Source organism: Cellulomonas edaphi (assembly GCF_030362815.1).
Taxonomy (GTDB): Bacteria; Actinomycetota; Actinomycetes; order Actinomycetales; family Cellulomonadaceae; genus Cellulomonas; species Cellulomonas edaphi.
This window is the reverse complement of sequence record NZ_JAUCGR010000001.1, coordinates 1,198,041-1,209,778: the sequence shown is the minus strand read 5'-3', so window position 1 is coordinate 1,209,778 and position 11,738 is coordinate 1,198,041. Positions and strand designations below refer to the sequence as shown.

Sequence of the window (11,738 nt, the reverse complement as noted above, 5' to 3'; positions counted from 1 at the left end):
CCGACTCTAGGGCCGTCGCAGGGTTCAGGGCGCTCAGGCCGTGAGCCACGCCAGCTGTGCCCGGAACGCCATGTGGATCTGGTCCACCGGACACCGCTCGTCCACCTTGTGGGCCAGCAGCGGGTCGCCGGGACCGAAGTTGACCGCGGGGATGCCGAGCGCGGAGAACCGGGCGACGTCCGTCCAGCCGAACTTCGGTGCGGGCGCGCCGCCCGTGATGCCCAACACCGCCGCGGCGAACTCCTGCGCGGCGGGCGCGTCGAGGCCGGGGCGTGCGCCGGGGGCGGAGTCCGTGACGACCACGTCGTACCCGTCGAAGAGCGCGCGCACGTGGTCGGCCGCCTGCTCGGGGCTCGAGGACGGCGCGAACCGGTAGTTCACCGTCACGACGCAGGCGTCGGGGATGACGTTCGCCGCCGTGCCGCCCGAGACGAGCACCGCGTTGAGGCTCTCCCGGTAGTCGAGCCCGTCGACGTGCACGGTGCGCGGCTCGTAGGCCTCCAGGCGCCGCAGCACCTCCCCCGCGGAGTGGATCGCGTTGACGCCCATCCACGCGCGCGCCGAGTGCGCCGCCACGCCGGTGAGCCGGACCTCGGCGCGCAGCGTGCCGTTGCAGCCGCCCTCGAGCCCGCCCGCGGTCGGCTCGCCCAGCACCGCGAAGTCGCACGCCAGCCACTCGGGGTGGGTCCGGACCAGGCGCCCCAGGCCGTTGAGGTCGGCCGCGACCTCCTCGTGGTCGTAGAACACCCACGTCACGTCCCGCGTCGGGGCGTCGAGCACCGCCGCGAGCGCCAGCTGCACCGCGACGCCGGCCTTCATGTCCACCGCGCCGCGGCCCCACAGCTCGCCGTCGACCAGCCTCGTCGGGAGGTTGCCCGCGATCGGGACGGTGTCGATGTGGCCCGCGATGACCACCCGTGACGGCAGGCCGAGCGACGTGCGCGCGACCACGGCGTCGCCGTCGCGCAGCACCTCCAGATGGGGGTACGCGCGCAGCGCCTGCTCGATGGCATCGGCGATCGCGCGCTCGTCGCCGCTCACCGAAGGGAGGTCGCACAGCGCGCGCGTGAGCTCCACGAGGTCGCCGGTGAGGTCCAGTCGAGTCACACGGGCGACCCTAGCGCCCACCCCCCTCCTGCCCGGCCGCGGGGCCAGCCGGTCCGCGTGCGCCGAGCCTCATGTTGCGGCCGCATCGACCCGTCGGACCGCCCGCAACTTGAGGCTCGCGGCCACCTCCGGCCGGCCGGCTGCCGAACCGGTGGTTATCCACGCGTCCGGCTGCCGAACCGGTGGTCGTCCGCGCTTCCGGCCGCTGAACCGGTCGTTTTCCGCGCTTGCAGCCGTTGAACCGTGGACAACCACCGGCTCGACCCCGTGGCGGGGGTGGTCGACGTGGCGAGGCCGGTCGGCACCGTCGCCCGATCGTCCGCGTACCGGCCGATCAGCGCACACCAGCTGGTCCTCTGGCGTCAACCCCAAGGTGTGGCCGCATCGACCCGTCAGGTCGCCCCCAACTTGAGGCTCGCGGCCACCTCCTGGCCGGCCGGCTGCCGAACCGGTGGTTGTCCACGCGTCCGGCCCCCGAACCGGTGGTTGTCCACGCTTCCGGCTGGTGAACCGTGGACAACCACCGGTTCGACCGGCCATCGGGCCGGCGGCCGACGGGCGGGCCGCTGGCGGTCGTTGCGGATCAGGGGGGCCCGGCCGCGGGAGCGGCGGGCGGCGACGGGTATCCGGTACCCGGCCGAGGATCGTGGTGAGGGCGGGCCGTCGCCTAGGGTTGCGCCCATGACCTCACGTCCCGCCTGGGGGTTCGGCCTGTCCACGGTCACCCTCGACGGCGTCACCCTGGATACCTGGTACCCCGCTCCCGCGCTCGGCACCCCGGACGACGACGCCGTCGTCCCCGCCGAGCTCGCGGCCGCCGAGCGGACCGACGACGCGCGCAGGGTCCGCGTGGTCGTCGTTCGCACCGTCGTGGACCTCGACGCCGCCCCGGCGGACACCGCGGACGCCTATCTGCGGCTGCACCTGCTCTCGCACCGCCTGGTCCAACCGCACGGGCAGAATCTCGACGGCCTGTTCGCCGTCCTGCCCAACGTCGTGTGGACCGACCGCGGTCCGTGCGCGGTCGAGGGCTTCGAGGCCACCCGCCTGCGCCTGCGCACGGCGCACGGCGTCGCCCCCACCGTGCTGGGCGTCGACAAGTTCCCCCGCATGGTCGACTACGTGCTGCCCACGGGGGTGCGGATCGCCGACGCCGACCGCGTGCGCCTCGGCGCGCACCTCGCACCGGGCACCACCGTGATGCACGAGGGGTTCGTCAACTACAACGCCGGCACGCTCGGCACGTCGATGGTCGAGGGCCGCATCTCGGCGGGCGTCGTGGTCGGCGACGGCTCGGACATCGGTGGCGGCGCCTCGATCATGGGCACCCTCTCGGGCGGTGGCCGCCTGGTCGTCTCGGTGGGGCGTCGCTCGCTCCTGGGCGCCAACGCCGGCCTGGGCATCCCGCTCGGAGACGACTGCGTGGTCGAGGCCGGGCTCTACGTGACGGCGGGCACCAAGGTGACGCTGGTCGGGTTCGCGGGCGACGACGACGGCAGGGTCGCGAAGGCGCGCGAGCTCGCGGGAGCCGACGGCGTGCTGTTCCGGCGCAACTCGCTCACCGGAGGCGTCGAGGCCGTGGCCCGCACCGGCGTCGGCGTCGAGCTCAACAGCGCCCTGCACGCCAACTGAGCGTGGCTCGACGGCCGCGACGTCGCCGACGCAGCGCCGTCGGCGCGCTGATCGCGGTGCTCGTAGTCCTGGTGCTGCTCACGGGTGCCGTTCTGGGCGTCGTGGCCGTGCTCGACAGCCAGAGCCCGCCCCGGCCACAGGCGGAGGTCTGCTTCGCGGGCAAGGACTCCGAGCAGGTGGCGCTGTCGACCACGCAGGCGCAGAACGCCGCGCTGGTCGCGGCGGTCACCCTCCGCCGCGGCCTGCCCGCGCGCGCCGCGACCATCGGGCTGGCCACCGCGCTGCAGGAGTCGCGGCTGGTCAACATCGACTACGGCGACAGAGACTCGATCGGGCTCTTCCAGCAGCGCCCCTCGCAGGGATGGGGCACCGTGGACCAGATCATGAACCCGGTGTACGCGACGGGGAAGTTCCTCGACCACCTGGTCAAGGTCGACGGGTTCGCGACGATGCCCGTCACGCAGGCCGCCCAGGCGGTCCAGCGCTCGGGCTTCCCCGACGCCTACGCCCAGCACGAGCCCCGCGCCCGCGCGTTCGCCTCGGCGCTCACGGGATTCTCGCCGGCCTCCCTGCGCTGCGACCTGAACGCGGCGGAGCCGGGATCGGGCGACGCGAAGGCGGTGCGGGAGCGGCTCCGGCGGGACTTCGGCAGGCTGCCGGCCCGGACGGGCGTCGACGACGAGGGGGCGACCACCGTCACGGTCGACGCGCGCGCGTTGGGCGACGACCGGCGGCGGCTCGGCTGGGCCGTCGGCCAGTGGGCCGTCGCGACGGCCGCGTCGCTGGGCACGGTCGCGGTCGAGGTCGCCGACCAGCGGTGGGACCGCGCGTCCGGCGAGTGGTCACCATCCTCGGACGAGCTGAGGGACGGCTTGGTCCGCCTCACGCTCGTCGAGGGCGCGTGAGCCTTAGCGCAGGTCGAGGCCCACGTAATCGCGCTCGACCGCTCCGGTGTAGATCTGCCGGGGACGGCCGATCTTGGTCTGCGGGTCGAGCATCATCTCGCGCCACTGGGCGATCCAGCCGGGCATGCGGCCCAGCGCGAACAGCGGCGTGAACATCGACGGGTCGAAGCCCATGGCCTTGTAGATGAGGCCCGTGTAGAAGTCGACGTTCGGGTAGAGCTTGCGCGACACGAAGTAGTCGTCGGACAGCGCGATCTCCTCGAGGCCCATCGCCAGGTCGAGCAGCTCGTCGTCCTTGCCCAGCGCCGCGAGCACCGCGTGGGCGCTCTTCTTCACGATCGCCGCGCGCGGGTCGTAGTTCTTGTAGACCCGGTGGCCGAAGCCCATGAGCCGGACGCCGTCCTCCTTGTTCTTGACGCGCGTCATGAACTCAGTGGCGTCGCCGCCGTTGGCCTTGATCTCGCTGAGCATCTTCAGCACGGCCTCGTTGGCGCCGCCGTGCAGCGGCCCCGAGAGCGCGTTGATGCCGGCCGCGACCGACGCGTACAGGTTCGCGTGCGACGAGCCGACGATGCGCACCGTCGACGTCGAGCAGTTCTGCTCGTGGTCGGCGTGCAGGATCAGCAGCTGGTCGAGCGCGTCGACCACCACGGGGTCCGGCTCGTACTGCTGGTAGGGCACGGCGAACGTCATGCGCAGGAAGTCCTCGACGTAGCCGCGGCTGTAGTCGGGGTACAGCAGCGGCTCGCCCTTGGAGGTGCGGTGGACGTACGACGTGATCGTCCGCGTCTTGGCAAGGATCAGCACCGTGGCGAGCTCGACGGTCTCCTCGTCGAACGGGTCCAGCGACTCGGGGTAGAACGTGGACAGCGCGTTGATGGCCGACGACATGATGGCCATCGGGTGCCCTCCGCGCGGGAAGGTACCCATGAACGTGCGGAAGTCCTCGTGCACCAGGGTGTGCCGGTTCACGCGCTCCTCGAACGCGGACAGCTCGGCCGGGGTGGGCAGCTCGCCCTTGATGAGCAGGTAGGCCACCTCGAGGAACGTCGCCTTGCCGGCGAGCTGCTCGATCGGGTAGCCGCGGTAGCGCAGGATGCCCGCGTCGCCGTCGATGTAGGTGATCTGCGACTCGCACGACGCGGTGTTCATGAAGCCCGGGTCCACCGTGACCATGCCCGTGTCGCGCAGCAGGGTCGAGACGACGACGCCGTCGTTGCCCTCCGTCGCCGGCACGACGGGCAGGTCGCGCGAGGTCCCGTCGACCACGAGCTCGACCTTCTTGCCGACGGTCGTCTCGGTTCCAGCCATGCGTTGCCTCCCAGGTGCCCGGGCGGGGTGGGGTGCGCCTCGCCGGGTTTCGAATCGCTGCGCCACGACCGATCGGGCCGCACGTGCCGGCTGCGCTCTGGGCGTCGTCGGCAGAGGCCTGACGCTACCTGCGCCTACGCCCGGTTGCCCAATCTCGCACGGGCCCATCCCGACGTGATCCGTGTCACATCAGGCGCCGGAGAGCCGTGCGGCGGCCTCGTCGATCCGCTCGTCCGTCGCCGTGAGCGCGATGCGCACGTGCGTGCGGTCGCCGTAGAACGCCCCCGGGGCCGTGAGGATGCCGAGCGTGGCGAGGTCGCCCACCGTCGCCCACGAGTCCTGGTCGCCGTACGCCGGTCGCGTCCACAGGTACAGCCCGGCCGCCGAGGCGTCGACCGTGTACCCCGCACCCTCGAGCGCGGCGCGCAGCACCGTCCGCCGGCGCCGGTACCGCTCGCGCTGCTCGGCGACGTGCGCGTCGTCCTCGAGCGCGACCGCCATCGCCGCCTGCACGGGCGCCGGGACGATCATGCCCGCGTGCTTGCGCACCTCGAGCAGCCGCGCCACGAGTGCGGGATCACCCGCGACGAACGCCGCGCGGTAGCCCGCGAGGTTCGACTGCTTGGACAGCGAGTAGACGCTGAGCAGCCCCGTGTGGTCGCCTCCGGTCACCCGAGGGTCGAGGATGCTCGGCACGCCGGTGGACGCCCACGGCTCGGCCCAGGCCAGCTCCGCGTAGCACTCGTCCGACGCGACGACGACCGGGACGCCGTCGCGCGCCTGCGCGGCGCGCGCGGCCTCGACGACCTCGCGCAGCTGCTCGGTCGACAGGACCGACCCGTCGGGGTTGCCGGGCGAGTTGAGCCACACCAGCCGCACCCCGCCCTGCGCGAGCCTGCCGGCGGGGTCGTCGGTCGACTCAGGCGTCGCGCCCGCGAGCCGCGCGCCGACGTCGTAGGTGGGATACGCGGCGCGCGGGTGCAGGACCACGTCGCCGTGCCCCAGGCCCAGCAGCGCCGGGAGGAACGCGACCAGCTCCTTGGAGCCGACCGTCGGAAGCACCGCGCTCGCGTCGAGACCGCGCACTCCTCGCCGCCTGGCGAACCAGCGCACCACCGCCTCTCGCAGCTCCGGCGTGCCGTGGGTGGTCGGGTAGCCGTGCGCGTCCGAGGCGGCCGCGAGGGCGTCGCGCAGCAACGGCGGCGTGGGGTCGACGGGCGTGCCGACCGACAGGTCGACGATGCCGCCGGCGTGCTCGCGCGCGCGCTGCGCGTACGGCGCCAGGGTGTCCCACGGGAAGTCCGGCAGCGCGCCGGTCAGCAGACCCACGGGCCGCGCGTCAGTCTTCGTGCACGCGCAGCGGCAGGGTCGCGATGATGGGGTGGTCCTTGTCGATCTCGCCCATCTTCGCGGCGCCACCCGGGGAGCCCAGGTCGTCGAAGAACTCGACGTTCGCCTTGTAGTACTGGCTCCACTGCTCGGGGACGTCGTCCTCGTAGTAGATGGCCTCGACCGGGCACACCGGCTCGCAGGCGCCGCAGTCGACGCACTCGTCCGGGTGGATGTACAGCGACCGCTTGCCCTCGTAGATGCAGTCCACGGGACATTCCTCGATGCACGCCTTGTCCTTGACGTCCACACAAGGTTCGGCGATCACATACGTCACAGTCGATCCTCCACTAGCCGGGGTGTCCCTAGTATTCCGCACATGAACGCCCGCGCCATGCGCTGTCCACGCCTGGGCCTCGCGTGACTCCCGCCACGTGGCGCGACCTCCCCGTGGGGGGCCGAGTGGTGGTGCGCCGTGTCCGGGACGACGATCCTGCACCTGGCGAGCCGCCGCTCACCGACGTGCTGGGTGAGCTGCTGGCGGTCGACGCGTCCGGGGTGGTGGTCCGCACCCGACAGGACGACGTGCGGGTGCCCGCGGCCGACATCGTGCTGGCGAAGCAGGTGCCGCCCGCTCCGCCCCGCCGCGACCGGCCCTGACGGCGGCCGCTACTTCCCGTCGTCCTTCGAGCTGGGCGGCTCACCGCACACCACCTTGTTCTGCGGCTTGTACCGCCACGAGTTCGACTCGGTGTGCTTGAGCACGTCGTCGAGGTACGTCTTGCGGGTGACGGTCACCGAGAAGCCGGGGTTGCCCGCGAGCGAGGGCTCGCAGGTCGGCGACTGAGAGTAGACGGTCGTCGGCGCGACGACGCCCGAGCGAGGGCTCGTCGTCGTCTTGACGGTCCAGTACTTGGTGCCCCAGATCCGCACGTACGTGCGGCCGTCCGCGACCCAGCCCTGCACGAGCGCGCCGTACGGCGTGTTGTTCTTCCACTTCATGTCGATGACACCCGTGAAGATCGTGGACTCCCGACCCTCCGGGTACCGGGAGAACCACTCGCTGTGGGGCGTGTGCGTGACGTCCTCCATGCCCGCGAAGAAGGCCGCGTTGTACGTGGTCGTCGACACCTGCGACAGGCCGCCGCCGATGGCGTCCACGTGCTCGCCGCTCACGATCGCGCCCGCGTCGATGAAGCCGTGCTTGGCGTCCACCGGCCCGAGTGCGTCCGTGAGGCTGAACGTCTCGCCGGGCCGGATGAGCGTGCCCGTGATGTGCGCCAGGCCGGTCGCGATGTTCTGCGTGCGTCGCGGCTCGAACGGCATGGGCGTGGAGAACTCCGAGACGATCTCCTTGATGCCGAGCTTCTTCAGCTCGTCCGTCGACTCCTTGGGATCCGTCTCCACGAGCGCTACGTCGGCGTTGCGCTGCTCGGCGACCGCGGCCGCCCCCACGGCCTTCGCCAGGGCGTCGGGGTCGATCGTCGTGCCGGGCTTGCCCGGCACGAGCACCGGCTTGTCGTTCTTGAACTTGAACGACGCGTCGGCTGCCTTGGTGAGCAGCTTCGGGAGCTGGTCGAGCACCTCGCGGCTCAGCTTCTTGCCGTCGGCCTGGAGCACCAGGTCGCCGTCCACCGGCACCATCGACGCGGCGGCGGCGACGTCCTCGGGCGTCAGCACGGCGAGCTGGTCGCCGATCGTGACCGAGACGGGGCCCGAGACGGCCTGGCTCGCGACGGCGAGTGCGGCGTCGGTCTCCTCCTGCGTGATGTCGGGCTCGACGGCCTCGGTGGGCAGGTCCAGCGGGCGGGCGCCGGTGAGCCACCCGTCCTCGATCGCCTGCTGCGCGCCCTCGGCGTCGAGCTGCCAGCCGTCCTTGGCGTCGGTGGCCTCCGCGGAACCGTCCACGAACACGATCGAGCCGTCGACGGGCGCCTTCGACAGATCGCCCTCAAGACCCTCGACCGCCTGGCCGAGAGCCTTCTCGTCGACCGCCGTGACGGGCTCGGCCTCGCCGACGCCCACCGCGTGCTGCCACAGGCGCATCGGGTCGAGCAGGTCGACCCCCGTCAGCTCGTCGACCGTCGCCTTCGCGTCGAAGGACAGACCGGCCTCCTGCGGGTCGACGCTGGACGTGACGTCGTTGGCGACGACGTCGATGGGCGCCGTGGTCGCGTCGTGCAGCTCGTCGTCCAGCCGGGCGACGGCGTCGTCCGCGGACAGCCCCCCGATGTCCACGCCCGCCACCGTGGCTCCGCGCGGCACGTCGTCGCCCAGGGCGTACGACGCAGCGGCGTACCCGCCCACCAGCAGCAGGACGATGCCGGCGACGATCGCGAGCCGCTTCGGCCACCGGCGCGTGCGGGTCTCCGGCTCGAAGACGTCCAGCGGCGACTCCTTGCGCGCCGACGGCGTCACGGGGCCCGCCGTGACGCGCATCGGACCGGGCGCGTCGGGGCCCGCGGCGGGTGCGGGGCCCGCGGCGGGTGCGGCGCTCGCGGCGGGCGCGGGGCTCGCGATCGGGTCGGGCGCGGGTGCGGATGCCGACGCGGCAGCTGCTGCCGCCCCGCCCACGGCGGCTGCCCGTGCCGCGGCACCGGCCGTGGTGCCGTCCGCGGACGGGGTCGCAGCGGGCGCCGTCGAGGGCGTGGTTGTCGAGTCGGTGGCCATCGAGTCGGTAATCGTCGAGCCGGTCGTCGAGTCCGCGGACGAGGCGGGCGGCTGCGGCGTGGCTGCCGCTGCCGGCGGGCGCGTCGAGGTCCGGACGGGAACCGAGGCGGCGACGACCGGAGCCAAGAGCTCCGTCTCGGCGTCGGGCTGCTGCGCTGCCGTCGTCTGGGGCGCGCGCTCGGCCGGCACGGGATCGGAGGCCGGGGCCAGGACGGCGGTCGCGGCGGTGGCGGCCACGGGCTCGACGGGCTCGTCGGAGACAGGCTTGTCCGCCTCGACCTTGTCGGTAGCGGACTCGTCCACCTCAGTCTCGTCGGCAACAGGCTCGTCCGCGTCAACGGGTGTGCCGACCACAGCCTCCGCCCCATCGGCGGGCCCCTCGGCCGGCGACTCATCCGCGTCGGACGGGTCGGAGGCCGACGGGTCCTCGGCCGGCCCGTCGGGGGCGTGCTCGGCCGCAGCCGGTTCGTGCGCGGCGGGCTCGCCCGAGTCGGCCTCCGACTCGGCGACGACCGCGGCGGCCTCGTCGACCACGGCCTCGTCGTCCGCGGCCTCGTCGGACTCGCCATCGTCGGGGCCCACCCCTGCGGGCGCAACCGACTCCGCCTCGGTGGCCCCGTCGACGTCTGCCTCAGGGGACGCGACCGCATCAGACGCGCCAGGCGCTCGCCCGTCGTCGGCCGGCCGCACCGTGGAGACACCGAGCACGCCGCCGCCGCCCCACACCGGCCAGATGTCGTCGGCCGAGGAGTCGTCGTCGACCTCGGGCACGTCCGGCGTGGCGGTGTCGTCCGTCGGCTCGACGCCGTCGCGGTCGGTTCCGTCGCTCATCTACTCCCCCACGATTGCCTGCGCCACCTGCGCCCGCGCGATTCTACGTGGCGCGCCTGAGCGACCCCGCCGGTCGCGGGGCGTGGCGCGGAGGGGCTCAGCCGCGCACCGGGTGAACCCGCCCCCGCAGGTGGACGAGCCCGCCGGCATCGGCGGGACCCTGCCGGGCGGCCAGCACCGCGCCGACGACGATGTCGTGGTCGCCCGCGGCATGGATCGCCTCGGTGCGGCAGTCGAACCAGGCGGAGGCGCCGTCCAGCCAGGCGCCGCCCGACACCGGGGCCGCGTGGTGCGGCACACGGTCGAGCTGGCCGAAGGCCGGGCGGCCCGGGGACGACAACCAGTCCGCCGTCGGCCCCTGCTGGTCGGACAGGATGCTCACGGCCCACGTGTTCACGTCGTCGAGCGCGTCCCGCACCCGCGCATCGGCGTGCACGCAGAACAGCAGCAGCGGCGGGTCCAGCGACACCGAGGCGACCGCGGAGGCGGTCATGGCGTGCTGCGTCCCCCGCCACGTCAGCGCCACCACGGCGACACCGGCGGGCAGCCGGCCCACGGCCGAGCGAAAGACGTCGGGATCGACGAGCCCGGTCACGCGGCGCCCGCGTCGTGGTCCACGCCCTCCCGCGGCGCCTCGGCGAACCAGCGGCGCGGCACCACGGCCGCGACCACCAGCAGGACGATCGAGCCGTACGCCCACAGGTACCCGAGCCAGGGGGCGCGCACGCCGTCGCCCGACGGGACCAGGACGTCGCCGCCCGGGCCGGTCTGGGACAGCACCTGCACCGACACCAGCACGCCCAGCGCCAGCCCGACGAGCGCGAGCAGGCCGCCCCACGCGCGCGCCATGATCCCGGTGCTGAGCACCAGCACCAGGGCGAGCACGGCTCCCCACGGCGGCACGCTGCGATGCATCACGGTGCCGAACGCGCCGACCCCCAGGCCGAGCGCGAGGGCGGCCACGGACTTGGCGACGATCGCGGGAGACAGGTGCTGCACGCGCGTCAGGCTACCCGCCGCGCCCGTGCGCTCAGGCGCGGGTGCGCACGCCCGCGGGCCAGTCGACGAGCGAGCCGGCGACGACGCGGTATCCCTCGCTCGGCAGCACGGGCGCCAGCACCGCGTTGCTCAGCGCGTACTGCGCGACGGCCGCCTCGGCGCCGAGCCGGGAGACGGCCTGGATCTGGGTGGCGTGCGCCCGCATCGCCCCGAGCACGCGGTCCAGCACGGGCGTCACGTCGACGGTCACGTCCACGTCGTCGTCGGGCACGGCGACCGACGCCAGCGGCCCGTCCGGGTCGGGCAGGGCGAGGCCGTCCACCGCCTCGAGCGCGCGCATGCCGCGGCGGAGCGCTGACTCCCCGGCAGCGGCCCAGAGCACCACCGGCTCCAGGCCGGACAGCCCGATCGCCCGCATCGTGACGTCGTGCACGCGCACGTGGTCGGGGTGCCCGTACCCGCCGGCCGGCTCGTACGTCACGACCACCGCGGGGCGGCGGTCGGCCAGCACCCGGGCGAGCCGCCCGGCCGCCTCGTCGACCGGGACGCCGACGAACGCACGGGGCGGCACCGAGGACGCGGAGCCCGCGACCCCCGACGACACCCAGGCCATCCCGGAGTCCTCGTAGGTCGCATCCCCGTCGCCGTCCAGGAAGACGTGGTCGTCGACGCCCAGCGCGACCAGCGCGGCCGCGAGCTCGCCGCGGCGGTGCGCGGCCAGCGCGGGCCCTTCACCCTCGAGGTGCGCGAGCTCCGCCCCGATCACCTCGCCGCGCTCCCCACGGGTCGCCGTCACGACCGTGACGGGCAGGCCGGCCGCCGCCCAGGTGGCCAGCAGCGCACCGGTCGCGAGCGTCTCGTCGTCGGGGTGGGCGTGCACCGCGAGCAGCCCGGGAACGACGGAGCCGACGGCCCCCGCGGGGGTCGTCGGCTCCGTCGGCACGGGCATGGCGC

General features: G+C 73.8%; 11 protein-coding genes. 3 read left to right on the top strand and 8 right to left on the bottom strand.

Annotated elements, in window-relative coordinates; genetic code table 11:
- Window positions 1–33 precede the first annotated feature (33 nt).
- Complete coding sequence (gene dapE / locus QRT05_RS05655; RefSeq protein WP_289445970.1) at window positions 34–1,107, bottom strand: succinyl-diaminopimelate desuccinylase; 1,074 nt, start codon at window positions 1,105–1,107, stop codon at window positions 34–36.
- A 681-nt stretch (window positions 1,108–1,788) separates the two neighbouring features.
- Here dapE and dapD point away from each other — a divergent pair.
- Window positions 1,789–2,739, top strand: coding sequence for a 2,3,4,5-tetrahydropyridine-2,6-dicarboxylate N-succinyltransferase (gene dapD / locus QRT05_RS05650; RefSeq protein WP_289445969.1), 951 nt, complete (start codon window positions 1,789–1,791; stop codon window positions 2,737–2,739).
- A gap of 2 nt (window positions 2,740–2,741) precedes the next feature.
- Window positions 2,742–3,644, top strand: coding sequence for a hypothetical protein (locus tag QRT05_RS05645; RefSeq protein WP_289445968.1), 903 nt, complete (start codon window positions 2,742–2,744; stop codon window positions 3,642–3,644).
- A gap of 3 nt (window positions 3,645–3,647) precedes the next feature.
- On the opposite strand, the gene QRT05_RS05640 is transcribed toward QRT05_RS05645, so the two are convergent.
- The 3 genes from QRT05_RS05640 to fdxA all read right to left on the bottom strand — a co-directional run bounded on the left by QRT05_RS05640 (window position 3,648) and on the right by fdxA (window position 6,621).
- Window positions 3,648–4,955, bottom strand: coding sequence for a citrate synthase (locus tag QRT05_RS05640; RefSeq protein WP_289445967.1), 1,308 nt, complete (start codon window positions 4,953–4,955; stop codon window positions 3,648–3,650).
- 189 nt (window positions 4,956–5,144) lie between these two features.
- Complete coding sequence (gene dapC, locus QRT05_RS05635) at window positions 5,145–6,284, bottom strand: succinyldiaminopimelate transaminase (RefSeq protein WP_289445966.1); 1,140 nt, start codon at window positions 6,282–6,284, stop codon at window positions 5,145–5,147.
- Window positions 6,285–6,294: 10 nt separating this feature from the next.
- A complete protein-coding gene (fdxA, locus tag QRT05_RS05630) occupies window positions 6,295–6,621 on the bottom strand; it encodes a ferredoxin (protein ID WP_289445965.1) in 327 nt (108 codons plus the stop codon).
- A gap of 83 nt (window positions 6,622–6,704) precedes the next feature.
- Between fdxA and QRT05_RS05625 the strand changes: the two genes are divergently transcribed.
- On the top strand, window positions 6,705–6,944 hold the full coding sequence (locus tag QRT05_RS05625) for a putative acetyltransferase (RefSeq protein ID WP_456064481.1): 240 nt from the start codon (window positions 6,705–6,707) through the stop codon (window positions 6,942–6,944).
- Window positions 6,945–6,953: 9 nt separating this feature from the next.
- Here the strand turns inward: QRT05_RS05625 and QRT05_RS05620 are convergent, their stop codons facing one another.
- From QRT05_RS05620 to QRT05_RS05605, 4 genes are all read right to left on the bottom strand, one after another.
- A complete protein-coding gene (locus tag QRT05_RS05620) occupies window positions 6,954–9,785 on the bottom strand; it encodes a VanW family protein (protein ID WP_289445963.1) in 2,832 nt (943 codons plus the stop codon).
- Window positions 9,786–9,882: 97 nt separating this feature from the next.
- The gene (locus tag QRT05_RS05615) at window positions 9,883–10,380 is read right to left on the bottom strand and encodes a flavin reductase family protein (RefSeq protein ID WP_289445962.1); all 498 of its coding nucleotides are present in this window, start codon (window positions 10,378–10,380) and stop codon (window positions 9,883–9,885) included.
- Window positions 10,377–10,784 carry a hypothetical protein gene (locus tag QRT05_RS05610; RefSeq protein ID WP_289445961.1) on the bottom strand — a complete coding sequence of 136 codons (408 nt, stop codon included), beginning with the start codon at window positions 10,782–10,784 and terminating at the stop codon, window positions 10,377–10,379. The genes QRT05_RS05615 and QRT05_RS05610 overlap by 4 nt, the downstream gene beginning before the upstream one ends.
- A gap of 31 nt (window positions 10,785–10,815) precedes the next feature.
- Window positions 10,816–11,733, bottom strand: coding sequence for a PIG-L family deacetylase (locus QRT05_RS05605; RefSeq protein ID WP_289445960.1), 918 nt, complete (start codon window positions 11,731–11,733; stop codon window positions 10,816–10,818).
- Window positions 11,734–11,738 lie beyond the last annotated feature (5 nt).